The 25,720-nt window shown below is 72.6% G+C and carries 16 protein-coding genes; 5 read left to right on the forward strand and 11 right to left on the reverse strand.

Annotated elements, in window-relative coordinates; translation table 11 throughout:
* Positions 1-85 precede the first annotated feature (85 nt).
* Entirely contained in the window at positions 86-973 is an 888-nt protein-coding gene (locus OH804_RS14290; protein ID WP_196922645.1) for a helix-turn-helix transcriptional regulator, read from the reverse strand.
* Between the two features lie 142 nt (positions 974-1,115).
* The gene (locus OH804_RS14295) at positions 1,116-1,355 is read right to left on the reverse strand and encodes a DUF397 domain-containing protein (protein WP_091406718.1); all 240 of its coding nucleotides are present in this window, start codon (positions 1,353-1,355) and stop codon (positions 1,116-1,118) included.
* A 264-nt stretch (positions 1,356-1,619) separates the two neighbouring features.
* On the opposite strand from OH804_RS14295, the gene OH804_RS14300 reads away from it, so the two are divergent.
* On the forward strand, positions 1,620-2,270 hold the full coding sequence (locus OH804_RS14300) for a GGDEF domain-containing protein (protein WP_196922644.1): 651 nt from the start codon (positions 1,620-1,622) through the stop codon (positions 2,268-2,270).
* A gap of 4 nt (positions 2,271-2,274) precedes the next feature.
* Here the strand turns inward: OH804_RS14300 and rox are convergent, their stop codons facing one another.
* The gene (rox, locus tag OH804_RS14305; RefSeq protein ID WP_406065657.1) at positions 2,275-3,702 is read right to left on the reverse strand and encodes a rifampin monooxygenase; all 1,428 of its coding nucleotides are present in this window, start codon (positions 3,700-3,702) and stop codon (positions 2,275-2,277) included.
* 125 nt (positions 3,703-3,827) lie between these two features.
* Positions 3,828-4,886, reverse strand: coding sequence for a phosphotransferase enzyme family protein (locus OH804_RS14310; protein ID WP_406065659.1), 1,059 nt, complete (start codon positions 4,884-4,886; stop codon positions 3,828-3,830).
* A 125-nt stretch (positions 4,887-5,011) separates the two neighbouring features.
* Between OH804_RS14310 and OH804_RS14315 the strand changes: the two genes are divergently transcribed.
* Complete coding sequence (locus OH804_RS14315; protein WP_406065661.1) at positions 5,012-5,656, forward strand: flavodoxin family protein; 645 nt, start codon at positions 5,012-5,014, stop codon at positions 5,654-5,656.
* Positions 5,657-5,716: 60 nt separating this feature from the next.
* Here OH804_RS14315 and OH804_RS14320 read toward each other — a convergent pair whose 3' ends face one another.
* Positions 5,717-6,208, reverse strand: a complete 492-nt coding sequence (locus OH804_RS14320) for a type II toxin-antitoxin system PemK/MazF family toxin (RefSeq protein WP_030336385.1) — start codon at positions 6,206-6,208, stop codon at positions 5,717-5,719.
* A 50-nt stretch (positions 6,209-6,258) separates the two neighbouring features.
* On the opposite strand from OH804_RS14320, the gene OH804_RS14325 reads away from it, so the two are divergent.
* From OH804_RS14325 to OH804_RS14335, 3 genes are read left to right on the forward strand one after another with little or no spacing between them, the layout of a single operon-like run.
* The gene (locus OH804_RS14325) at positions 6,259-6,774 is read left to right on the forward strand and encodes an NUDIX hydrolase (RefSeq protein WP_406065663.1); all 516 of its coding nucleotides are present in this window, start codon (positions 6,259-6,261) and stop codon (positions 6,772-6,774) included.
* A 26-nt stretch (positions 6,775-6,800) separates the two neighbouring features.
* Positions 6,801-8,036, forward strand: a complete 1,236-nt coding sequence (locus OH804_RS14330) for a hypothetical protein (protein WP_406065665.1) — start codon at positions 6,801-6,803, stop codon at positions 8,034-8,036.
* Positions 8,033-8,971 (forward strand): phosphotransferase family protein, encoded by a 939-nt coding sequence (locus OH804_RS14335; RefSeq protein WP_406065667.1) that lies wholly within the window; start codon positions 8,033-8,035, stop codon positions 8,969-8,971. The genes OH804_RS14330 and OH804_RS14335 overlap by 4 nt, the downstream gene beginning before the upstream one ends.
* A gap of 24 nt (positions 8,972-8,995) precedes the next feature.
* Here OH804_RS14335 and OH804_RS14340 read toward each other — a convergent pair whose 3' ends face one another.
* The 6 genes from OH804_RS14340 to OH804_RS14365 all read right to left on the reverse strand — a co-directional run bounded on the left by OH804_RS14340 (position 8,996) and on the right by OH804_RS14365 (position 25,714).
* On the reverse strand, positions 8,996-10,210 hold the full coding sequence (locus tag OH804_RS14340) for an FUSC family protein (RefSeq protein WP_406065669.1): 1,215 nt from the start codon (positions 10,208-10,210) through the stop codon (positions 8,996-8,998).
* Between the two features lie 218 nt (positions 10,211-10,428).
* Complete coding sequence (locus OH804_RS14345) at positions 10,429-15,939, reverse strand: amino acid adenylation domain-containing protein (protein WP_406065671.1); 5,511 nt, start codon at positions 15,937-15,939, stop codon at positions 10,429-10,431.
* A complete protein-coding gene (locus OH804_RS14350; protein WP_406065673.1) occupies positions 15,936-19,052 on the reverse strand; it encodes a non-ribosomal peptide synthetase in 3,117 nt (1,038 codons plus the stop codon). The genes OH804_RS14345 and OH804_RS14350 overlap by 4 nt, the downstream gene beginning before the upstream one ends.
* On the reverse strand, positions 19,049-19,237 hold the full coding sequence (locus OH804_RS14355; RefSeq protein ID WP_196922636.1) for an MbtH family protein: 189 nt from the start codon (positions 19,235-19,237) through the stop codon (positions 19,049-19,051). Before OH804_RS14355 ends, OH804_RS14350 begins: the two co-directional genes overlap by 4 nt.
* Complete coding sequence (locus OH804_RS14360; protein ID WP_406065677.1) at positions 19,237-20,190, reverse strand: TauD/TfdA family dioxygenase; 954 nt, start codon at positions 20,188-20,190, stop codon at positions 19,237-19,239. Before OH804_RS14360 ends, OH804_RS14355 begins: the two co-directional genes overlap by 1 nt.
* 25 nt (positions 20,191-20,215) lie before the next feature.
* Positions 20,216-25,714 carry an SDR family NAD(P)-dependent oxidoreductase gene (locus tag OH804_RS14365; RefSeq protein ID WP_406065679.1) on the reverse strand — a complete coding sequence of 1,833 codons (5,499 nt, stop codon included), beginning with the start codon at positions 25,712-25,714 and terminating at the stop codon, positions 20,216-20,218.
* Between the last annotated feature and the right edge of the window lie 6 nt (positions 25,715-25,720).

The following is a 25,720-nucleotide window of genomic DNA, read 5'->3' on the forward strand; positions in this document are numbered from 1 at the left end:
ATCGATACAGAGACTAGCCCGACGGGTCCGCGTCGGTCAATACGTCAGCTGAGAATCCGCCCTGTGGGGCCGGCGCGGTCGAGAGTCAGGCCGGGTAGGTGTCGTCCAGAAGGCGGCTGAGGATCTCCGCCGTACGCTCCGGCGGCTCGGCCTCGACGCAGAGCCGCTCCATGGCCACCGCGTAGTAGTCCAGGTCGTCGCGCTTGTCGAGGTAGATGGCGCTGGTGAGCTGTTCGATGTAGACGATGTCGGGAAGCTCCTGGTCGCCGAAGCGCAGGATGGTGAAGGCGCCACCAGCGGCGGCGTGGCCACCGGCGGCGAATGGAATGACCTGGAGCCGGATGTGCGGCGACTTGGTCGCCTCGATGAGCGCGGTGAGCTGGCCCCGCATGACCTCGGCACCGCCGATGGGTCGGCGCAGCGCCGCCTCGTCCACCACGGCCCAGAGCTGCGGCGGATTGCTCCGCTGGAGCAACTGCTGACGCTGCATCCGCAGCGCGACACGCCTGTCGATCTCACCCGGGCCGGCCGCGCCGTGCCCGAGCAGCACGACCGCCCGGGCGTACTCCCGGGTCTGCAGGAGGCCGGGCACGAACTGCACCTCGTAGCTGCGGATCAGTGCGGCGGCGGCCTCCAGGCCCAGGTACGACTGGAACCAGGACGGCAGCACGTCGCCGTAGCGGTGCCACCAGCCGGGGCTGTTCGCGTCCCGCGCGAGCTTGAGCAGCGCGTCACGCTCGTGTTCCTCGGTGACGCCGTAGAGCGTCAACAGGTCGGCGACGTCGCGCTCCTTGAAGCCGACCCGGCCCAGCTCCATTCGACTGATCTTGGATTCGGAGGAGCGGATCTCCCAGCCGGCGCCCTCCCGGGTCACCCCGCTGGACTCCCGCAGACGACGCAGTTGAGCGCCGAGCAGCATGCGCAGCACGGTCGGCCCGGTTGTCGGGCCACCCTCGGCGGGAACCATCGTCACGTGCGGACCTCCGGACACCGACCCACGACGGCCGGGCGCCCCGGCCCGGCCGACGTGTAAGCATGCCATGGACCGACAGTGAGGTGAACTCCTCCGCGCCGGTGAATCGGTCCCGTCGCCGGGACGACCCACCCCCGGCCGGTCAGTTGATCAGATGGTCGAAATCTCCGTCCCGCGCACCGAGAACGAAGGCGGCGATCTCGTCGACCGTGTAGATCAGCGCCGGCCCCTCCGGGTGTCGTGAGTTCCGGACCGCGATGCCCGCTCCCTCGGGCAGTTCGGCCAGTTCGACGCAGTTGCCGCTGGGGTTGCTGCGGCGACTCTTCTGCCAGCTCAGCGGAGGCAACTGGTGGATCGGTACGCCATTGGGTGGCTGCTGCATGAAGGCGTCTTTCTGTTACGAGCCCGCCGGTGGCCGTGGGAGGAGCGGTAACGGCGAGGGGGTGCGGTATCGACATTGGACGGTTCTGCACGTGCATCTGCTATTGCATCTGCACCCGACGGCGAGTATGATAACGCACATGATCGGTGCCCATCCGTTCACTTTGTGTTACCCCCAGACGGGCGACGATCAGGCAAAACTGGGCCCGACGCGGCGCGCCGCGTCAACCGAAGGCTGGAGGCGGTCGCGGCGATGGGAGGGTTCGTGCCGGATCCGATGAGTGTCGCCTCCGGCGTCTGCGCAGCCGGCGCGCTGCTCTCCTCCTGGCAACTACGCCGACGGGCGGTGCGCGCCGAGGCCGAGATCAGCCACCTCCAGGCAGAGCTGGCCGCCGAACGGCACGCCGCCAGTCACGACCCGCTCACCGGGCTGCCCAATCGCCGCGCCTTCTACCGCCTGGCAGCCGCCCTACTCACCGACGCCGCCGGCCAGCCGCTGATCGCCGTGGTGCTCGACCTGGACGACTTCAAGCAGATCAACGACCGGTACGGGCACGCCGCCGGCGACCAGGTGCTGATCAGCGTGGCCGAACGGCTCGCCGGCTTCGCCGGTGACAATCTCGTCGCCCGCCTCGGCGGCGACGAGTTCGCCGGCCTGCTCTCCAGCCCCACCGTCGACCGGCGCTGGATCGATCACTCCACCCGCCGGCTCGCCGAGACCGTCGCCGCGCCGATCCGGTTGAGCGGGTGCAGCGTACGGGTCACCGCCTCCGTCGGGCTCGCCCCGGTGACCGGCCCGGCCCAGCTCACCGACGCGCTCAGCCGCGCCGACGCGGCCATGTACCAGGCGAAGAGCCTCGGTGGCGCCCGGTCGCCCCGCCAGTTGGTCGACAGCGCGTTCCTCGCGGAGCGCTGACAGTTCAGGTGACAGGCGCGCCAAACCACCTGGGCAGTTGGCTGAGCAGGTCGGTCTGGTCGTCGCCGACCCACGCCACGTGACCGTCGGGCCGTAGCAGCACGGCAGGGACCGCCAACTCCTCGCTGACGTCGACGACGTGGTCGACCCGCTCCGCCCAGCCGGAGACCGAGAGCTGGCCGGTCTGGTCGAGCAGCAGGCCGCGGCCGCCGTGCATCAGCTCGTAGAGGCGCCCCAGCTTCAGCCGTACGTCACGCATATGGCGCCCGAGCATGTCGTGGCCCGCGCCGAGGTCGTAGCGGACCCCGATCGCGGTGATCTTCTCGATCAGGTACCGGTTGACGTCCTCGAAGTCCAACAGCTCCGACAACAGGTGGCGCACCGACCGCGGCCCCGGCTCGGGTGAGAGCAGCAGCATCTGCGCCCTGGTGTTGTTCAGCACGTCAGCGGCCACCGGATGCCGTTCGCTGTGGTAGCTGTCCAGCAGCCCCTCCGGCGCCCAGCCGTTGAGCTCGGCGGCCAGTTTCCAGCCGAGGTTGAACGCGTCCTGGATGCCGAGGTTGAGCCCCTGCCCGCCGGTCGGCGGGTGGATGTGCGCCGCGTCGCCGGCCAGCAGCACCCGCCCGACCCGGTAACGCTCGGCCAGCCGCGTGGCGTCACCGAAGCGGGAGAGCCAGCGCGGTGAGTGGACACCGAAGTCGGTGCCCGCGTACACCCGCAGTTGGTGTTTGAAGTCGTCGATGGTCGGTGGGACCGTGCGGTCCTCGACCACCCCCTCGGCCGGGACGAGGACGCGGTACACCCCGCCTCCGAGGGGCCCGAGACCGAATCGGAGGTGGGTCCTGCGGACCTCGGCCACCACGTCGGCCACCGTCTCCGGCGGCACGCCCACCTCCATCTCGCCCAGCAGCGTCTCGACGCTGCTGGGCTCGCCGGGAAAGCCGACACCGAGCAGCCCGCGTACGGTGCTGCGACCGCCGTCGCAGCCGACGAGGTAGCGCGTACGCAACTGCGTGCCATCTGCCAGCCGCACTGTCACCCCGTGGTCGCCCTGGCTCAGCCCGACGAGTTCGCTGCCGCGCCGTATCTCGACGCCGACCTCGCTGGCGTGCTCGCTCAGGAGACGGTCGGTGGTGGTCTGCGGAATGCCGAGGACGTACGCGTGTGCGGTGTCCAGCCCGCCCGGCGACGGCTTGGGAATCGCGGCGAAGAAGCCCCCGACCGGGTGTTGCTGCCCGAGGGCGAGGAACCGCTCCAGCAGACCTCGCTGGTCCAGCACCTCGATGCTGCGGGCATGCAGGCCGAGCGCGCGGACGTAGCTGGTCGGCTCGGTCTCCTTCTCGATCACGAGTGGGTGCAGCCCGTGCAGCCGCAACTCACTGGCCAGCATCAGGCCGGTCGGTCCGCCGCCGGCAATGATGACATCGATCATGGAATCCCCCGATTTTCCCAGATTTGGGCGTCGGCTGGAGATTCTGCGGCACCACCCGGGTCTTGCCGCAAGGCCCCCGGTGCGATATATGTTGGAGGTGGCAGAGAGCGAATCCGCTCTTTGCCTTACTTTTTGTCCGACGTAGACGACGTGGTCGCCGCTCGGCCCCGCCGGTCACTGTCGCGCAACGCCGTATCGGCGAGAGTGACCAGACCCACCGGTGACACCAGCCCCCGCACGATCCGCGCCGCCCGGCCCCGGTCGGCAGCCGCCGCGTCGAGGTCCACCGCCTGGCGGGTCCAGTCGCTGAGGTCGTCAAGCGCGCGGACCGCGAGGAACCAGGCCAGGCGCACCCTGTCGACATCGGTCCTGCCATAGCCGGCGAGCACGGCCTGCTGCTGCTCGGGAGTGATCGGCGCGAAGGCGAGCACCCCACCGAGGACGAACATGAGGTCGCACTCGGGCGGGGCGAGCACCGCGTCGTCCCAGTCGATCAACCAGACCTGCCCGTCCGCGCCGAGCAGCAGGTTGCCCAGATGCGGATCGCCGTGGCAGACGACGTTCGGGTCGGGTCGGTCGCGCTGGTCGACGGCGCGGCGCTCGACCTCACGGGTCAGCACCCCCAGCCGGTCGGCCAGCGCGGACCACACCCCCGCCAGCTCCGCGACAAGCGGGTCCGCGAGGTCGGCCGAGGCCGGGTCGCGCAGCCGCGCGGCCATCGCCCGGGTCGCGGTCACGATCGAGGGGTACGCGGCACCGCCCGCCGGTAGCAGCCGGCTCAGCTCGTCGGTCACCGGCACCTCGTGCACCGCGGCCAGCACCTCACCGTACGCGCGCCAGTGCGCGCCGGTCATCGGAGCGTCGAGCGCCCGCTGGTCGGAGACCCACGGCACCACCGAGAGGCGGCGGCCGTCATGGTCGACCGACAGCCGTCCGTCGTCGGCCCGCAGCGGCGCGACGATGCCGGGCACGCCCTGTTCGGCCAGGTACGCCGTCACCACCAGGCCGGCCGGGGTGCCGCCACCGCTCAGCTTGACCGCGTACCGAGAGCCGTCGGCGGCCTGAGCGAGCCACAGTCGGGCGTACTGGTCCGCGCCGGACGTGACAGGCTCCATCGTGGACAGCCGTAGGCCGAAGCCCGCCCGCACCTGCTCGGCCACCTGCCGCGCGACGTCCTGCACCATGCGGACACCATGCCAGCGCTCCGGCCACCGGCCCAGCGATTTTGCCGGTCGCCGGGGTGTTCTGAGACGTCCTATCCGGGTATGGCAAGCCAGTACTCGAATCACGACCGCCGAGAGGAACCGACGTGGCGACAATCCGCGCCCTCGTACTCAACTGCACCCTCAAGCCGTCGCCGACACCGTCCAGCGCCGAGCAGCTCGCCCGGGAAGTGCTCGCCGAGTTGGCCGGGCAGGGCGTGGAGGGCGAACTGGTACGTGTCGTCGATCACGACGTGCGCTTCGGGGTGTCCACGGACGAGGGCGACGGCGACGGTTGGCCGGCGATCCGCGCCAAGCTGATGGCAGCCCAGGTGCTGATCATCGCCACGCCGATCTGGCTCGGTCAGCCCTCCAGCGTCTGCAAGATGGTCCTCGAACGCCTCGACGCCGAACTCTCCGAGACCGACGCCGAGGGCCGGCTCCTCACCTACGGCAAGGTCGCCGGTGTCGCGGTGGTCGGCAACGAGGACGGCGCCCACCACACCATCGGCCAGGTGCAGCAGGCACTCAACGAGGTCGGGTTCACCATCGCCGCAGCCGCCGCGACCTACTGGGTCGGCGAGGCACTGCAGACTGTGGACTACCGCGACGCCGGCCCCAAGCCCGACACCACCGGCCGCACCACGAAGGCCCTGGCGCTCAACACCGCACACCTGGCCCGGCTCCTCGCCGACCAGCCCTACCCGCCGCCGGACGCGAAGGGGGCCGCGGTCGGCCCGAGCACTGAGTGAACCTGACCGCCAGTCGCCTCACCGTCGGGCGGCCCCACCGCTGGGGCAGCCCGGCGGCGGTCAGCGCCAGCCGTAGCCGGCGCGCAACGCCTGCCCGACCCGGTCGAACCGGGGCCGATCCAACACGGCACCCTCCCGGCGGATGCTGTCCTCGCGCATGGTGAGCACCCGGTCCAGCCGGACCCAGCTCGGCCGGTTGTCGCGGTCCCACTCACCCGGCCCGAGCGCGAACCAGTGCCGCTGCCCGTCCCGCTCGCTCTGACTGGACAACATCAACCCGAACAGGGTCCGGCTGTGCCGCCCGACGACAAGCACCGGCCGGTCCTTGCCCTGGCGGGGGTCGTCCTCGTACGGCACCCACGTCCAGACGATCTCGCCCGGGTCGGCCTGACCGTCACGCTCCGGAGCGTAGGTCAGCTCCCGACGCTGCAACGCGCTCACCTGACGGCGGCGGGCCACCTGCGCGGGCGCCGGCCCGGTACGCCGGGGCGACGGGATCACCGCACCGACCCGAGAGATACGCGCCGCGACATTCCTCAACAGACCAGCCACGGCGGGCAGCCTACCCGCCGCCGAAGTGGGCGGTACGACAGACTGGCCCGATGAACGAGCTGCCCCGCGACCTGCCGATCCTGGAGCGACGCGCGGTGCGGGTGGTGGTCACCGACGGCACCGACCGGGTGTTGCTGTTCCACACCCGCGACCCGGACCACGCCCGGCTGGGCACCTGGTGGGAGCTGCCGGGCGGTGGCATGGATCCCGGTGAGACCTATCGCGACACGGCGGTGCGGGAGCTGCGGGAGGAGACCGGCATCGTGATCACCGCCGACCAGGTGGGCGCGCCGGTGTGGCGGCGGCGGGCGAGCTTCCTGCACCGCCAGCTGCGGCACGTCCAGGATGAGGTCGTCGTCGCGGTACGACTGGCCGGCCCCGGCCCGGACGTGGACGAGACACACCGGCTCGACTACGAACTGGAGGACTATTTCAGCTTCCGCTGGTGGCCGTTGCCGGAGGTAGTGGCCAGTCGGGAGCGGTTCTACCCCGGGCAGCTCCCTCGGCTGATCACCCCCTTTCTCGCCGGCACGGAGATCGACGAGCCGTTCGAGCTGTGGTCGTGAGCCAGACCAACGGGCAGAGTGGGGGCATGACGACCGATCTGCGCGAGCCGCTGTCCGCGTACGCCGCGCGGCTGCACGCCACGGCCGGCGACCGGCACCACGTCGCCTCCCCGCTCGGTGCCTGGCTGCTGCTCGCGGTCGGTGCCACAGCGGCGACCGGGCCGGCCGCCGCCCAGGGAGCAGCCGCGGAGCTGGCCCGCGCCCTGGGCACCGACCTGCCGAGCGCGGCCGAGGTCGCCCGAACGCTGTTGGACGCGCCGCACCCGTTGGTCGGGTCCGCCACCGCGCTCTGGCACCGGTCGGGGCTGGGCGACGACGGGCCGGCGGCGTGGCGGGCCGCGCTGCCCCGCACGACCGAGGTCGGCGTGCTACCAAACCAGGCCGGGTTGGACGCCTGGGCGCGCGAGCACACCCTCGGCCTGATCGACACGTTCCCCCTGAAGGTCAGCCCGAACGTGGTCTTCGCCCTGGCCAGCGCGTTGGCCACCCGGGTGTCCTGGGCGACCCCGTTCGACGTCGCCGACGCACGCGCGCTCGGCGCTGACAGCCCGTGGGCCGGCGAGCTACGGCGGGCGCTGCGCAGTCCGAGCCACGGCCACCGGTGCGCCATCGTGTCCACCGCGAGAGCCGGTGACGTGATCGTGCACGCCGCACCGGCCCAGAAGACCGACGGCGCGGGCCTGGTGGTCCTCTCGGTGGCCGCCTCGCCGCAGGTGCCACCGGCCGAGGTGCTGGCCGTCGCGTACGACCTCAGCGCCGGCGCGGCCGACGGCGCGCAACCGGCGGGCAGCCGCTCACTGTTCGATCTGCCGCTCGGCGAGACTCCGCTGTGGACGCTCACCGAGGAGCGGGTACGCACGCGGGCTCGCGACGGCCGCGAGGAGCGGCACACCGCCGTCCTCCCCTGCTGGTCGGCCCGGAGCGACCACGACCTGACCGCCCCGGCGCTCGGCTTCCCGGCCGTGGCGGCCACACTGGCGACGGCGATGGCGTTGCCGGTGGAGCACTTCGAGGCACGGCAGACGGCGGTGGCCCGGTTCGACAGGTACGGCTTCGAGGCGGCGGCGGTGACCGGCATGTTCGGGCTGACCAGCCTGCCCCCGGAGGGTGTGGCCCGCACCGCCGAGCTGCGCTTCGGCCACCCGTACGCCGTGGTGGCGGTCGCCACCGACGCCCGGGCCGACGGCGTCACCGGCCCGTGGCACGGGTTGCCGGTCTTCTCCGCCTGGGTCGCCGAGCCCGAGGAGGTGGCCGAGGCATGAGTTACCTCGCGGAGGACCAGGCGGCCGGGGTGCTCCGGCAGTGGATCGGCACGGCCACCCCGAAGCTGCTGGGCGAGGGCATGGAGGGCGCGGTCTACGAGGTAGACGACTCTCGGGTGGCAAAGATCTGGTTCGCCGGGTCGGTCGAGTCGTCCCGCCGGGCGGCGGCGTTCTACGACGCCCTGGCCGCGAAGCCGCTGACGTTCCAGGTGCCGCGGATCACGCAGGTGGAATCGGTGGGAGGTCGAGTCGTCACCATCGAGCGGAGGCTGACCGGAACGACACTGGCCGCCGCGCTCGCCGCCGGCGCGGTGTCCCGCGAGGACGCGTACGCCATCGTCGTCGACATCGTCGCCGCGCTCGCGACCGGCGGTGGTCTCCAGGCGGCCCGGGAGATGACCGTCCTGGGCGAGGACTCCCCGCTGTTCAGCGCCGGGGAGGGCTTCGCGGTCGCCCTCGCACGCCTCGCCGAGCGCCGGGGCGCGCGTTTCCGACAGGTGCTGAGCGGAGCCGTCGTCGACTTCGAGCGGAAAGCCGCGGCGCTGTCCAGCCGCCTCGTCGAGGTCGACAGTGGCCGGCGTGCGGTACTGCACGGTGACCTGGTCCCGGGGAACATCCTGGTCGAGGCCTCGGGCCGACCCAGCGCGGTGCTGGACTGGGGCTTCCTCACCACCGAGGGTGACCCGGCGTTCGACGCGGCGGTCACCGCCGCCATCTTCGACATGTACGGGCCGGAGGCGGCGCAGGTCGAACGCGACCTCCTCGACCGGATCGAGGCGCGGTTGGGCGCTGACCGCGCGGCGCTGCTCGTCTACCGGGCCGCCTATTCGCTGATCACGGCGAACGCCTACGACCCGACGGGTCAGGACGGCCACTTCGCCTGGTGCGTGGCGGCACTCAACCGGTCCGACGTCACCGAGGCTCTGCTGGGCTGACACCCGGCCGGCCCGGGCAGGTCCTCAGGAGGATGCGCCACCCGATCCGAGGGATCCCTCGCCGCGCTGCTCGGCCTCCCGCACCACCTGGTTGGCGGTGCTCGGATCGCATCCGGTGGCGCGCAGGAGGTCGCTGGCGGCGGTGCGCAGCTGGGTCACCACCGCATCGCCGAACTCGTCCACGCCCCGCGCCCGGGCGCGTCCGGCCTGGTAGACGGCGTCTCGTACGGCCTGGTGGGTGCGCTCGGTCGGCCGCCCGGCGCGGTGCTCCCGGCGCAGCAGCTCGACCGCGTCGGCGAGCCTTCCGACGCTGACCGGCAGGTCCGCGGGGATCGGCTCGTTGTACTGCATCGCCAACGCCGACCGGCGGGCCACTCCCCGGCTGTGTTCGATGACGCGTTCCACGTGTTGGCTGGCACGCGCGAATCGCTCCACATCCTGACGGCGCAGCCATCGGGCGGGCGCGAGGCTCACCACCTCCTCGGCGCCGCTCAGCGCCTGGTGCATCCGTTCGAGGTCGGGGCCCATGGCGCGCAGCGCGTCCAACGCGCGGACCGCCCGCTGCTGATCCCCGGTGTGCAGCGCGGCGCAGACCTCCCGCAGTTGCCGGGCGAGGCACTGGTAGATCGGCGCGGCGTCCCGGTCGAGGATCCGCATCGGGTTCAACGGCACCAGCACCGCGACCACCACCAGACCCACCACGCCACCGACCATCGCCTCGACGATCCGGGGCCACTCAAGATCCTGCTGGGCGGGGCTGAGAGCGGCGAGCAGCACCGCCGTACCACCAGCCTGACCGACGGCGGCACCGCTGCGTCCGAACAGCACGAGCGTGGCGAAGATCGCGCACCCGACGACGAACCCGGTCTGCCAGAACCCGGTGCCCAGAAAGGACAGCAGGAAGTCGGTGGTGGCGATACCGAGACCGACCCCGACCAGCAGTTCGATCGTGCGATGGGCGCGTTGACCGAGCGCGGCGACGATCGTGCCCACGGCCGCCGACGGCGCGAAGATCGGCGCGGGGTTACCCAGCACGTTGTGCCCGATCGCCCAGGCCAGCGCCGCAGCGAGGCCCGCCTGCACCGAGATCACCAGTGCGACTTCCAGCTGACTGAGCCGCAGCCGCCCGGCCCGACCACCGCGACCGCGAACCCGGGCAGCGGACGCCCTGACCCGTCCCGTCACCCGCTCACGCCGTGGGCGGGTGACGTCGGGTTGGCGGCGACCAGCAGGATCCACCGAGCACTCGTACCATGCCACAACCCGACCAGTCCGGACAATCCCGACACGAGCGCCAGGGCCGGACCGAGCCGGGGCGGGCCGCGGTCAGGTCAGAATCCGCCGTCGCGCGACGAACCGTGGGAGGTCGCGACGCCGACGGCACTCACCTACCTACAGTCGGGGGCCGAGCTGAACCCGGAGCTGTGACATCTCGCCGCCTCCGTGAGAAGTTCCACTCAGCCCCCTGCCGGCACCTGCTCCTCCTCGCGCTGCGCGGCGCGGGCCGCGAGCCGGCGTTCCCGCTCCTGGGCGCCGATCAGGTCGTCGGGCAGCGAGTCCGGCACCTCCAGGTCGAAGCGGCGCAGCAGCCGGATCGAGAAGCCGCCCAGGGTGATCAGGATCAGCGCCGCACCGAGGCAGACGTACGCGAAGCCGATGCCCCGACCCTCGCCAGTTCCGATCACCGCGCCCACCGACCCGGCGAGCACCCCGTCTGGGGCGAGCATCGGCTCGAACAGGCTGGTGGCCGCCGGAGCGAGCAACGCAAAACCGATCGGCAGTGTCGACCAGGAGATGGTCTGGTTGAGGCTGAACACGCGGCCATGGAAGCGCTGCGGCACCTTGACCTGGACGATGGTGGCGTAGATGGACTGCGCGGTGGTCATCGACATGGCCAACCAGAACGCTCCGACGCCGATCATCACGACCGACGCGTCCAAGCCGACGAGGACGCAGCCGAGCGCGGTGCCGAGGTTACCGATCAGCACACCGACCATGCGCCGGTGTCGAGGGCCGCCCCACAGCGCCATGAGTACGCCACCGGCAACCGCGCCGAGCGCCTCGGCGAGGGCCACCTGGGCCACCTGCGTGGCGCTGCCGAAGGAGAGCACCAGCGGGGTGACGAGCACCAGGGCCGGGGCCAGGAAGATGTTGCCTAACGCGAAGTATCCCAGCATCAGACGGAAGCCGCGGTGTCGCCACGAGTAGCGCAGGCCGTTGGCGATGGCCACGAGCAGCCGCTCCTTGGGCCGCCAGCCGAGCAGGTCGGGAAAGCGGACCACGGCCAGGGTGACCACCGCGACCAGGTAGCTGGCCACGTCCAGCAGCAGGATGCCCTTGAGGTCGATGGCGGCGAGCAGGCCCGCGGCGAAGACCGGCATCAGCAGCAGGGCGAAGCCGTTGGAGAGTTGGGTGATGCCCATCGCGTGCCCCAGGTAGCGTTTGGGCACCAGTTGCGGCACCGCCGACTGGAACGCGATGCGCTGGAACGACGCAGCCACCTGACTCAGCGCCACCAGAAGGTAGATGTGCCAGAGCGCGAGGTTGCCGGTCCAGAGCAGCGCGGCGAGCACCAGCTGGATCGTGCCGGCGCTGCAACTGGCGATCATCATGATCTTTCGCCGGCTGACCCGGTCGGTGATCGCCCCGGCGACCGGCAGCATCAGCACCCCGCAGATCAGCGCCAGCGCCCAGAGCAGACCCAGGTTGGCTACCGAGCCGGTACGGGTGAACAGCCAGATCGGCAGGGCGAACGCGGTCAGCGCCGAGCCCGTGGTGGAGACCAACTGCCCGACGGTCACCGCCACGAACCGGGCCATGCTCGGTTGGACCGCCGGCTGCGCCGGGGTGGTGACGGAGTCGACGCCCCGGGCGTCGGCCACCACCCACGCGGCGTCCTCACCGCGGGCCTGCGTCGTCAACGCGGACACGTCACCGTCGACCAGCGCCGGATGCACCTGGGTGACGATCTCGGCCAACTCCTGCGCCCGATACTTGAGGAAGAAGTGCCCCGCTTGATCCAGCACCACCAGCCCCAGCCGGTCGCTGAGGAACTGCCACTCGGCGTAGCGCTCGGTGTGGTAGTCCGTGACCGGGTCCTCCGAGCCGACCACCGAGATGATCGGGGCGCGCAGCTTCACCGCACGCCGGTCGAGCAGGTCTGTGAAGTATTCCTCCGAGGCTCGGGAGTCGGCCCGCATGTTGCTGATGATCCGATCGGCCTGCTCCGGGTCCAACTCGTTGGTGTCGACCCCCATCGACTTGAGCCAGCTCGCGTAGTGCCGGTTGCTGCGCAACTTCTCGAGCCGGGTACGCACCGCCGCGAACAGGCCCTTCGGGCGGGCGAACGGGAACATCGCACCGATGTAGAGGGCCGTCAGTTCCCTGCCGGCAGCCTCCACCTTGCGGGCCACCTCGGCGACGATCGCACTGCCTACCCCGCAGTGCCCGTACAGGGCCAGCGGGCCCTCAACACGCGCCAGGATCTCCTCGGCGACGCGGGTGGTCAGCTCGTCGAACGGCAGCGCGGCCTCGGTGAGCCCCACATCGTGCCCGGGGATGGCCAGGGACCAGAGCGCGTGCCCGGCTGGCAGCGCGTCCGCGAGAGGCTGGTAGACGATCGCGCTGCCACCGCCATACGGCACGCAGACGTAGGTGATGACCCGCCGCGCCGCCGGGGCCGGCTTGGTCAGCTCGTAGAGCAGCCGGCGCGGCTCGTCGCCATCGTCGCCGCCGGACATGAAGGCGGCCAGATCGCGGATCGTGCGCTGCTGAAACAGGTCCATCACACCGACCGGCCGGCCGCCGTGCTCGGCCTTGCGAATCCGCGCCACCACCTGGGTCGCGAGCATCGAGTGCCCGCCCAGGTCGAAGAAGTCGTCGTCGATGCCGAGGGCGTCCACACCGAGGATGCCGGACCAGATCCCGGCGAGCATCCGCTCGGTGTCATCGCGCGGCTCGACGAGCGCCACCGACTCGGCGCGGGTGACCACCGGCGCGGGCAGCGCCCGACGGTCCAGCTTGCCGTTCGGGGTCAGCGGGAACACGTCCACGGTGACGAACGCCGCCGGCACCATGTACTCGGGCAGGGTCTCCTTCAGCGCCACCTTCAACGCGTCGTGCTCGGCCGCGCCGACCACGTACCCGGTGAGGCGCTTGTCGCCGGGGGTGTCCTCACGGACCAGCACGACGGCCTCGGTCACGCCGGGCTGGGCGCGCAACGCGCTCTCGATCTCGCCCAGCTCGATACGCAGGCCCCGCAGCTTGACCTGGTGGTCCATCCGGCCGAGGAACTCGAGCACACCGCCCGGCTGGCCGCCGGGCGCGACCCGCCAGCGGGCCAGGTCGCCGGTGCGGTACAGCCGGGCGCCCGGCTCGGCGGCGAACGGGTCCGGCACGAACCGCTCGGCGGTCAGCGCCGCTCGGCGGTGGTACCCACGGGCCAGCCCGACGCCGCCGATGTGTAGCTCACCGGCGACACCGACCGGGCAGGGGTTGCCCCAGGCGTCCAGCACGTGCAGGCGCAGGTTGCTGATCGGTGCGCCGATCGGCACGCTGGTCAGACTGGCCAGCAATGCCGGGTCGCAGGTCCACGCGCTGACGTCGATTGCCGCCTCGGTCGGCCCGTACAGGTTGTGCAGGCCGCAACCGGGCAACCGGGCGGTGAATTGCCGGGCTGCCGCGAGCGGCAACTCCTCGCCGCTACAAATCACCCGGCGCAGCGCGGTGGCCGCCTCGACGCCGTCCTCGGCGAGGAAGACCGTCAACATCGACGGTACGAAGTGGGCGGTGGTGACCCGCTCGGTGACCAGCAGGTCGCGCAGGTAGCCGGCATCCTTGTGACCGCCCGGATCGGCCAGCACCAGCCGGGCGCCCTCGCGCAGCGGCCAGAAGAATTCCCACACCGACACGTCGAAGCTGGCCGGGGTCTTCTGCAACACCGCGTCGTCGGCGCCGAGGTGATAGGTGCGCTGCATCCAGTCGAGGCGGTTGACAATGCCCCGATGGGTGTTCGGCACGCCCTTGGGCCGGCCGGTGGAGCCGGATGTGTAGATGACGTACGCCAGGTTGGCCGGGCCGCCCATCGGAGTCGGGTCATTCGCCGGCTGGTCGGCCCAGGCCGACTCGTCGTCCAGGACGAACACGCTGGCGTCGGTCGCGGGCAACGCGTCACGCAGATGCCCCTGCACCAGCACCACCGGCGCGGCGGCGTCGGTGACCATGAACGCCAGCCGGTCCGCCGGGTACTCCGGGTCGAGCGGCAGGTAGGCGCCGCCGGCCTTGAGCACTCCAAGCAGGCCCGCGACCAGCTCCGCCGAGCGTTCCGCGCAGACCCCGACCAGGGTCTCCGGGCCCACCCCGGCGGCGCGCAGCCGGTGCGCCACCCGATTCGCCGCCGTGTTCAGCTCGGCGTACGTCGTCGATCGGCCGGCGAACCGCAACGCGACCGCATCCGGTGTACGGGCGGCGCGCTCCTCGATCGGGGCGTGCAGGGTCTGCTGCCGCGGGAAGTCGCCGGCGGTGTCGTTCCACCCGGCCAGCAGCTCCCGCTCGGCCGGCGCGAGCAGATCCAGTGCGGAGACCGGCAGGTCCGGCGTGGCGACCACCGTGCGCAGCAGGGTGGTCAGCCGGTGCGCCATCCGCTCGACGGTGTCCCTGGTGAACAGATCGGTGTTGAAGACCAGCTTGCCCCAGAGGCCGTCACCAGTCTCGACTGCGTGCAGCTCGAAGTCGAAGCGGGTGGCGCGCAACTCCATCGGTTGCCACTCGAAGCCGACCCCGGCGTCGTCGGCGACCCCGGCGAACCGGCCCATCTCGTAGTTCTGCAACACGAACATCGCCTGGAAGACCGGCGAGCGGCTGACGTCGCGCGGCAGCCCCAACTCGTGCACCACCCGGGCGAAGGGCACCTCGGCGTGCTCCAGCCCGTCCAGCACCGCCCTGCGGGTCCGCTGGAGCAGCTCGATGAAGCTCGGTTCGCCGGCCAGCTCGGCGCGCAGCGGCAGCATGTTGACGAACATGCCGACCACGTTCTCCAGCTCGGGTGCCGACCGCCCGGCCACCGAAGCGCCGACCACGAAGTCGTCCTGCCCGGCGTGCCGGGCCAGGAACACCTGGTACGCGGCAAGCAGCGTCATGAACAGGGTCCCGCCGTAGGAGCGCGTCAGCGCGGCCAGCCCCTCGGTGGTGACCCGATCAACGGTGAACTCGACGAAGTCCCCCCGGTAAGTCTGGGTGGCCGGACGGGGCAGGTCCAATGGCAGTTCCAGCGGGGTGATGCCGGCGAGCCTGTCCCTCCACCAGTCCAGGTGCCGGCGGGTGCCCGGGGCGGCCAGCTCCCGCGCCTCCCAGACGGCGAAGTCGCCGTACTGCACCGGCAGGCTGGGCAGCTCCCCGTCACGGTAGCGGCTGATCAGGTCACGCAGCAGCACGTCCACCGACCAGCCGTCACCGACGATGTGGTGCTGGCCGAGCAGCAGCACGTGCTCCCTCGCCGTCAACCGGATCAGCAGGGCGCGCAGCAGTGGCCCGTTGGCCAGGTCGAACGGCTCGGCGGCGGCCCGGTCGATCAACTCCTGCGCGGCGACCTCGTCGGCGGCGTCGACCACGGTCAGCGGCACCTCGACCAGGTCGTCGAGCACCACCGTGGGCCGACCATCGGGGTCGGCCGGGAACCGCGTGCGCAGCGATTCGTGCCGGCGGGTCAGGTCGGCCAACGCGCGGCGCAGCGCCGCGACATCGAGCGGGCCGCGCACCCGCAGCGGCACTGCGATGTGGTACGCCGCCTCGCCGGGCGCGAGCTGGTCCATGAACCAGACCCGCTCCTGGGCGTACGACAGCGGCACCTCGGCGTCCGGCGGGCGGGGGGTGATCCGCGCGGTGGGCGCGCCGCCCGACCGGCGGCGCAACCGTTGGGCGATCAGCGCCTGCCGGGCGGGATCGCGGGCCGTGTCCTTCACGTCCGTCATGAGGGGGTGTCCTTCTCCGCCACGAGCAGCGCGGCGACCTCGGTTTCGGAAAGCTCGTCGAGCTCGGCGGCGATCCGCGCTTCGATCTGGGCCGCCAGGTCGGCCACCACCGGGCTGCTGAACAGCGCTCGCATCGGCAACTCCACGTCCACCTCGGCGCGGATGCGGGCCATCGCCCGCATGCCGCGTAGCGAGTTGCCGCCGAGAGCGAAGAAGTCGTCGAGGACGCCGACCTTCTCCACCTGGAGGACGTCGGCGTAGACCTCGGCGACCAGGGCCTCGGCGTCGGTACGGGGAGCGAGGAACCCGTCGGTGGTGGCGACCGCCGGTGCCGGCAGCGCGGCGGTGTCCAGCTTGCCGTTCGGCGTCAGCGGCAGCGCGTCCAGCACGACGAATGCGCTCGGCACCATGTGCGCGGGCAGCTCGAGGGCCAGGTCGGCGGCGAGCGCCGCTGTGTCGACCGGGCCGACCAGGTAGCCGACCAGCGTCGGCTCACCGCCGTCGGCGCGGACCACGACCGTTGCCGCGTCCACGTCCGGGCGGGCGCGCAGCACCGACTCGATCTCGCCCAGCTCGATCCGCATCCCCCGGACCTTGACCTGGTCGTCGCGGCGGCCCAGGTACTCCAACGTCCCGTCGGCTCGCCACCGGGCAAGGTCACCGGTGCGGTACATCCGCTCCCCCGGCGGCCCGTACGGACAGGGCAGGAACCGCTCGGCGGTGAGGGCCGGTCGGCGCAGGTAGCCCCGGGCCAGTTGCGCCCCGGCGACATACAGCTCGCCGACCACACCGGGCGGCACCGGATTCAACGCCGCGTCGAGCAGGTGGACCCGGGTGGTCCAGGTGGCCTGGCCGATCGGCACCGGCCCGGCGGGCACCAGGCGGCCGGGCGCGATCCGGGCCGCGACGCAACCGACGGTCGCCTCGGTCGGGCCGTACTCGTTGACCACCGTCACCTCCGGGTGCGCCGCCCGCCAGCCGGCCAACTGCTCGCCGGTCAGCGCCTCCCCGCCGATCACCAGGTCGGTGGTGGGCGACAGCGCGTCGTCGAGCAGCGGCAGGTGGCTGGGGGTGACCTTGAGGAACGTGGGTGGCCCGCCGGCCCGAGCGGCGGGTGTGTCGATGCCCGCCAGCCGGACCGTGCCGCCGGCGGTGAGCGGGCCGAGCAGCCCGGTGACGGTCAGGTCGAACGAGATCGGCGAGTGCAGCAGGGCGGTGCCGGCCAGGCCCGGGTAGGTGCCTCGGGCCCAGGCCAGGTAGGCGGTCACCGCGCGGTGCTCCACCAGCACGCCCTTGGGCCGGCCGGTGGAGCCGGAGGTGTAGAGGACGTACGCCGGGTGCTCCGGGCGCAGCGGCGACCGGCGGTCGTCATCGAGCAGGTCGGTGTCGTCGAGGTCGGCGGCGGTCGTGGAGTCGAGCACCAGCGCGTCGGCCCCGGCCAGCGCGGCCGTCTGCGGGGTGGCCAGCACCAGCGTCGGCTCCGCGTCGGTGAGCAGGTAGCCGATCCGGTTCGCCGGGTAGTCGGTGTCCACGGGCAGGTACGCCGCACCGGCCTTGAGCACCGCGAGGATCGCCACCAGCAGCTCCACCGATCGGGGCAGCAGCAACGCGACCCGGGTCTCCGGCCCGGCACCCCGCTCGACCAGCAACCGGGCCAAACGGTTGGCTCGGGCGGACAGCTCGGCGTAGCTCAACTCCACCCCGTCGCAGAGCAGCGCGGCCGCCGCCGGGGTGGCGGCGGCCTGCCGCTGCACCTCGGCGACCACAGTGGTCGGCACCACCTCGCCACCGGTGCCGGCCCACGTGCGCAGCAGGTCGCGTTCGGCGTCGTCGAGCAACGGCAGCGCGGACAGCCTGGTGGCCGGGTCGGCGACGACGGCGGTGAGCAGCCGCAGGTAGCGGGCGACGACCGTCTCGGCGGTGGCCCGGTCGAACAGGTCGGTGCGGTAGACCAGGCGGCTGGTGCCGCGCGTTATGTCGAAGGCCAGGTCGTCCTTGGTGGCGCCCAGCGCCACCACGTCCAGGCCGGAGTCCGGGATGAAGTTCAGCGCGGTCTGGAACACCGGTTGCACCGACGGGTCGCGGTGCGCGGCGACCGCCTCGACGATCCGCTGGAACGGCGTCTGCCCATGTTCCATCGCGTCCACCAGACCAGCCCGGACCCGGCCGACCAGCTCGGTGCCGCTCGGGTCGCCGGTCAGGTCGCAGGACACCGCGACCGGGTTGACGAACATACCGATCAACGGGGCCAGCTCGGCGGCGTCCCGGCCGGCGGTGGAGACACCGACCACCACCTGCGGGTCGCCCGAGATTCGGGACAGCAGCGCGGCGAAGGTTGCCAACAGCACCATGTACGGAGTCGCAGACGTGCCAGCGGCGAGCTGCCCGACCCGGTCCAGCAGGCCGTCGGGAAGGTCGAAGCGCACCTCGTCGCCGGCGAAGCCGAGCTGGGCGGGGCGCGGCCGGTCCAGCGGCAGGCCGGTCACCGTCGGCGCACCGGCCAGGCTGTCGCGCCAGAAGGCGAGCTGCCGGTCCAGCTCGTCGTCGGTGAGCTGGTCGCGCTGCCAGACGGCGAAGTCGGCGTACTGGATGGGCAGCTCGGGTACGTCGGCCGGGGCGCCGGTCAGCGCGGCCCGCGTGAACGCGGCCAGTTCGGCGTCGAAGAGCACCGCGGAGTGGCTGTCGAAGACCGCGTGGTGCACCACGAACTGCAACCCGAGCCGGTCGGCGGCGAAGCGGACCAGCCGGGCCCGCCACAGTGGCGGGGCGTCCAGCGGGATCGGCGTCCGCGCCAGCTCGGCCAGCGTGTCGGTGGCGCGGGCTTGCTGCTCGTCGGCGGGCAGGTCGGTCAGGTCCAGCTCCGGCAGCTCCACCGGCTCGACGGCCCGGACGACCTGCGTCAGCACCCCGTCGGCCATCCGCAGGTGGGTGCGCAGTGCCTCGTGTCGGGCGACCACCTGCGTGAGTGCCTCGGCGACCTGGGTCGCGGTGACGCCGGCCGGAAACCCGAACGGCGCGGAGATGTTGAAGACCGGCGAACCGGGGTCGAGCTGGTTGGCCGTCCACACCCGCTCCTGGGCGAAGGAGGCCGGGAAGGTCCACTCCTGGGTCATGACGCCGACTCCCGCACCGAACGGGGGCGCATGTCGATCCACACGGTGTCGATGTGCGCCAGGCACTCCTCGCGGGTGCCGGCGAACCCCACGTCGTACCAGCCCGCCGGTAGGTCCCGTCCGGCCGGCCAGATGGAGTACTGCTCCTCGTCGTTGCGCACGACCAGGAATCGGGGCTCGGCCATCACAGTGCTCCATCGGTGTCGGGGGTGTGCGGTTCGGCCATCGCGACGGCGATCTTGCGGGGGCCGGTGAACGGCTCCCGGCCGTGCGCGGCGGTCATGTTGTCGACCACCAGCACGTCGTCGCGCTGGTAGTCGAAGCGGACGCTGGCGGCCCGGTAGGCGGCGCGCAGGTGGTCCATGACATCGACGGGGATCTCGCCGCCGTCGCCGTAGTAGGTGTTCGACGGCAGCCCGTCCGCGCCGAACATGGCCAGCAGCCCCTCCTGGAGGTCCTTGGCCAGGCTGCTCACGTGGAAGAACGTGGCATGGTTGAACCAGCGGGGGATGTCCGAGCCGGGCCGCTGGTGCACGACGTCGCGGACCGCACGGGTACGCAGCCCGTCGCGGCCCACCCACTCCAGCGTGATCCGGTTCGCCGCCGCGTACGCCTCGACCTCGGCGCGGTCGTCGGTGCCGAACACGTGCTGCCAGCTCGCGCCGAAATCTCCGTGGAAGTTGCGCATCAGCATCCAGCGGCGGCGGACGAACTCCTCGCGTACCGCGGGGTCGATCTCCCGGTAGACCCGACGGATGTCGGCCAGCGGAGTGGCGCCCAGTGTCTGCGGCGCGGTGATGCAGTAGAAGAACAGCGTCAACGGCCAACGCGCCTGGTACGAGTTCTCGTTGTGCAGGAAGATCTCCTCGTCCGGCGGGTAGTCGGTCGAGGTGTACACCCGGCCCTTGATGGCGTGTCGTGGTGAGGACCGCTCGGTGTAGGTCAGCGGCTCACCGGCCAGCGCCCGGACCACCCGGTCGAAGCCGTCCACCCCGCCCACGTCGAAGCCGCGGAACAACAACCCGCCCTGCTCGGCCACGGCGGCCCGCAGCTCGGCGCGGCGCTCGATGATCAGCTCGGTCAGTGTCCGGCCGTCGGATTCGACGACCACGGGCAGCGTGGCGGTCGTGTCGCTCATTGTGCTCTCCACTCCTGGTTTCTCGTCACGCGCGGGGCAGTCGCGGAATGGCGGGGATCGGTGCCGGGGTGACCGGCTCGTCGGTGTCGGCCGCGGCGACGCGCAGTTCCTCGATCCGGGCTGCCAGACCGGCCACGGTGGGGGTCTCGAAGAGGCTGCGCATCGGCAGGCGCACCCCGGTCGCCGTGCGCATCGCTGCGATCAGCTGGACCGCGACCAGGGAGTTGCCGCCCAGGGCGAAGAAGTCGTCGTCGACGCCCACCTCGGGCACCCCGAGCCGGTCCTGCCAGACCCGGGCGATGGCCAGTTCCAACTCGGTGCCCTGCCCGGCGGTGCCGGCCGACGCCCCGGTCGCGGCCGGCCCGGTGGCCGCCTCGTCGCCGGCCAGGTTGCCGGAGGTGACCCGGCCGGCACGGTGCCGAATGTCCTCCACCGTCCGGGTGGCGATCACCACCTGGGCGCCGAGACCGGCGGTGAGGCTACGGCGGAACGCCTCCGCGCCGTCCACCGGCCGGATGTCCTCGGTGGACGGGGCCGGCACCGCCCCGACGTCGTCGCCGGCGGGCCCGCTCAGGCCACCTGTGACGGCGCCCTGGTCCACCCTGCGCAGCACGAAGTCGCTGATCTCGACCAGCTCCCGGCCGTCCGGGTCGCGCAGCGACAGGTCCGCGGCGACCACCTCGTCGGTGCCGCCGGCGCGGTGCCGCAACCGGCTGGTGAACCGGGCCGGCAGCGAACCGCGCACCACGATCCGGCCGTAGGACAGTGGCAGGTAGGTGCCACTGCCCTGGCCCCGGCCGAACGCGGTCGCCACGTCCAGCAGTGCCGGGTGCAGGCCCCAGACGGGCAGGTCGTCGGCCGCCGAGGCGGGCGCCTCGACGACCGCCAGTTCCTCGCCGTCGGCCAGGTGGTGCTCCCGCAGCGCGGCCCAGCGCGGCCCGAACGTCAGCATGCTGGTCCGGCCCCGCCCGAACGACGCGTCGTCGTCCACCCGGCGACCCACGACCGTGGCCGGTTGCGGTGCCGGTGCCGGCTCGTCGGTCCAGCCCGCGCCGCCCCGCACGTGGGTCCGCAGCCGGCCGCCTGCGAGGCTCCGCACCGCGAACTCGGTGCCGCCCTCGTCGGTGCCGGTCAGCTCCACCCGGTACTGGGCGACGGTGCCTTCGGGCACCGCGAACGGCTCGAGGAAAACCACGTCGCGCAGCTCCACCGCCGCGGCCGGACCGGGCGCGGGCAGCGCGGCGGCCACCGCGGCCCGGACCGACTCCAGGTGGGCGGTGCCCGGCACCACCGGCACACCCCCGATCCGGTGCTCGTCGAGCAGCCAGTGGGTGGCCGCGGAGACCAGCCCGTGCAGCACTGTGCCGTCTGGCCCGGTGACCTTCGTGGTGAGCACCGGGTGGTCGACCGCCGCGGTGACGGTGTCCCGGCCGGCCGCCCGGAAGCCGGCCGGCACGGCGGTCTCCACGGCCATGCCGACCTCGGCCCAGCCGCCCCAGTTCTGCGACAGCACCGGTGCCCGCCAGCCTGCGCCCGAGCGCGCGTGCGCGTCGAGGAACGCGTTCGCGGCGCAGTAGTCGACCTGTCCGAAGCCGCCGACCACGGCGGTGATCGACGAGCACAGCACCACGAAGTCCAGTGGCAGGTCACCGAAGACCTGGGCGAGGGCGAGCGTGCCGGCGAGCTTCGGGGCGAGCACCCGCTCGGCCTCGGCCCGCTCCTTCACCTCGGCCATTCCCCCGCCGGGCAGGCCGGCCGCGTGCACGATGCCGTCGATGCCGCCGTACGCGGCCTGCGCGGCGTCGCGGACCCGGCGCAGGTCGGCCGGGTCGGTGACGTCGGCGGCGAGCACCAGCACCTCGGCGCCCGCGACCTCCATCCGACGGATCGCCGCGATGGCCCGGCCGGCCCGGTCGTCGCCGTACACCGCGAGGTGGTCGTCCCACCGCTCACGCTCCGGCAGCCCGGAGCGGGCCAGCAGCACCAGCCTGGCCCGGGCCCGGGTGGCGAAGTCCTCGGCCAGGGTGATGCCGATGCCGCCGAGGCCACCGGTGATCACGTACCGGCCACCGTCACGCAGGGCTCCCGCCTCCGCCTCGGAGTCCACCGTCACCTGCTCGAAGCCGGGCAGCCAGCGACGCCGCCCCCGCAGCGCCACCTCGGCCCGCTCCGGGTCCCGGAGGCGGCGCAGCTCGGCGACCACGGCGGCGACGTCGTCCTCGGCCGGGTCCCCGTCGACCAGCCGCACGGCCAGCCCGGGCAGCTCGGCCGGCAGCACCCGGACCAGCCCGGCCAGGGTGGCGTGCTCCGGGTGACGCAGGTCGTCGCCGCGGACGTCGCCGACCCCGGCGGTCACCAGGTCCAGGGCGAGGCCGTCGTTCTCGGTGGTCAGGCCGGCGCCAGCGAGTGCCTGCACCAGGTGCAGGGCGCTGAAGAAGCCCCGCTCCTGCGCGGCCCAGACCGCCGCGATGTCGGTGCCGGCCGGCGGGCCGTCCAGCGTGAACGCGTGCACGAACCGGGCCGGCACCGCGTCGGCGGTGAGCGCCGCGACCAGGTCGTCGTAGTCGGCGCGCACACCGGGGCGCAGGTGGTAGCCGTTGTCGGTCCCGGCGAAGGAGCCGCCGGGGCGTACCACGATCGGGTCGGCGCCGGCGGCCCGCAGGCCGGCGACCAGCGCGTCACCGCGCGGGCCGGCGGTCAGCACCAGGCAGCGGCCCAGCGGCTCGGCCGCCGGCAGCGGCGCGGCCTGCTGCCAGACCGGCACCGCGAACCACTGCGGCAGCGGTCGCGGACCCACCTCGACCGGGGCGGTCACGACCGGCTGCTCCGGATCCGGGTCGATCCAGAAGCGGCGGCGCTCGAAGGGGTACGTGGGCAGCGGCACCCGCCGGGCCGCCGGGTCGTCGTCGAAGCGCACGGGCACGGCGGCGGACCAGAGCGCGCCAGCGGCGCCGAGCAGGGTGGCCAGGTCGCCGGTGCCGTCGCCCGGCCCGGGCAGGCTGCTCAGCGGGGCGAGCGGGCGCTGCTCCGGTGCGGCCCTGGCCACCTGCATCCGGGCCAGGCTGGCCAACTGCCGGCCGGGGCCGCACTCGAGCAGCTGCCAGGTGCCCGCCGCGAGCAGGGTGGCGACGCAGTCGCCGAACCGGACCGGCTGCCGCAGGTGCGCCGCCCAGTACGCCGGGTCGGTGGCCTGCTCGGCGGTGATCCAGGTGCCGGTGACGTTGGACAGGAACGGCAGCGTCGGCGGGCGCAGCGTGACCGTGCCCATCAGCGCCGTGAACTCGGCCAGGATCGGGTCCATCATCGGCGAGTGGAAGGCGTGCGAGGTGCGCAGCATCTTGCTCTTGCCGTCCAGCGTGGCGGCGAACGCCTCGACCGCCGCGGTCGGGCCGGCCACCACGCAGGTGCCCGGGCCGTTGACGGTGGCGACCGCCAGCTCCGCGGGCAGTTGCGCGGCGACCACCGACTCGTCCAGCGCCACCGCCAGCATCGACCCGGTCGGCACCGACTGCATGAGCCGGCCCCGGCCGGCGACCACCCGCAGCGCGTCGGGCAGGCTCAGCACGCCGGCGATGGTGGCGGCGACGTACTCGCCGATGGAGTGGCCGATCATCGCGGCCGGCCGCGCCCCGGCGGCCTGCCAGAGGACGGCCAGGGCGTACTCGACGGTGAACAGGGCCGGCTGGGTGTAGCGGGTCTCGACGAGGCGCTCCCCCGCCGCCGGGTCGCGGCCGAGGATCAGGTCACGCAGGTCCAGGCCGAGTTCGGGGCGGAGCAGCTCGGCGCACTCGTCAACGGCGGCCGCGAAGCTGGGCTGCTCGGCGTAGAGCTGCGCGCCCATGCCGGCGTACTGGGCTCCCTGACCGCTGAACAGGAAAGCTACCTGTGCCCGGGCTGGACTGTCGGTCAATGGTTGCGGTGCGCGGGGGCCGCGCTTGGGAGAGCGCAGGGCAGCGACCGCGGCGGGCAGGTCGGTGGCGACCACGGCGCGGCGGTGCGCGTACTGCCGGCGGCCGACGCGCAGGGTGTGCGCGATGTCGGCGAGGTATTCCGGCCCGGCGTCGGCCGCGCCGTCCAGGTGATCGGCGAGGCGCCGCACCGCCGCGTCCAGGGCGGTGGGGGTGGCCGCGGAGACCTGGAGCAGGTGCGCCGGGCGCACCCGCCGGTCGCCCCGGTACGCCGCCGGCGCCTCCTCCAGCACCACGTGCGCGTTGGTGCCGCCGATGCCGAACGAGCTGACCCCCGCCCGACGCGGCCCGCCGTCGGCGTCCCACTTGGTCAGCGTGTTCGTCACGAAGAACGGGGTGTCGGCGAACTCGACCGCCGGGTTCGGCGTCTCGAAGTTGATCGTCGGTGGAATCAGACCGTGCTCCATGGCCAGCACCGTCTTGATCACGCTGACGATGCCCGACGGCTGGCTGAGGTGCCCGATGTTCGACTTCACCGAGCCGATGCCGCACCAGCCCCGCTCGTCGGTGTCCTTCGTGTAGACAGCGGAGAGCGCGGCCACCTCGATCGGGTCGCCCATCGCCGTGCCGGTGCCGTGTGCCTCGACGTAGGTGATGGTGCGCGGGTCGACGTCGGCCATCGCCACGGCCTGGGCGACCACCGCCATCTGCCCGTCGACGCTCGGCGCGGTGAAGCCGACCTTGCCGGCGCCATCGTTGTTGATCGCGTTGCCGAGCACCACGGCGCGTACGGTGTCGCCGTCGGCGATGGCGTCGGAGAGCCGCTTGAGCAGGGTCACCCCGACTCCGCTGCCCCACACCGTGCCGTTCGCGTCGGCGTCGAACGGGCGGCACCGGCCGTCAGGCGAGGTGAAGCCCTCCATCCCCAGGTAGCCGACATGCGGCAGCTCGATGTTCGCCGCGCCGGCCAGGGCCATGTCGCACTCGCCGTTGCGCAGCGCCTCGCAGGCCAGGTGGAAGGCGACCAACGAGGTCGAGCAGGCGGTGTGCACGGTCATGCTGGGCCCACGCAGGTCCAGCCGGTACGACACGTTGGTGGCCACGTAGTTCGGCGAGTTGCCGGTGGCGATGGACACCACGGTGTGCGGGTTGCCGCCGGCCCGCTGGTTACGCAGCACGTTGCGCTGCAGGTACGTGTTGCCGCCGGTGCCCGCGTACACGCCGACCGCGCCGTCGTAGCGCGACGGGTCGTATCCGGCGTCCTCCAGCGCGGTGTGGCAGGTCTCCAGGAACAGCCGGTGCTGTGGGTCGGTCAGCTCGGCCTCCCGGCGGGTCATCCCGAACAGCCCGGCGTCGAACTCGTCGTACCCGTCGACCAGCGGGACGCGATTGACCCAGCCCGGATCGTCGACCTCGTTGACCGTCGCGCCCCGGGCCAACTGCTCCTCGCGGGTGAGCTCGGTGACCGACTCGACCCCGTCGACCAGGTTGCGCCAGAACTCGTGCACGTCGGCGGCGCCGGGTAGGCGCGCGGCGAGGCCGACGATCGCGATCGGTTCGATGCCCTCGGCCGCCAGGTCGGTGGCGTCGTTGGGCCGTGTGGTCGGGTTGCTCATCAGGCT

Source organism: Micromonospora sp. NBC_00860, from assembly GCF_045207375.1.
GTDB lineage: Bacteria > Actinomycetota > Actinomycetes > Mycobacteriales > Micromonosporaceae > Micromonospora > Micromonospora vinacea.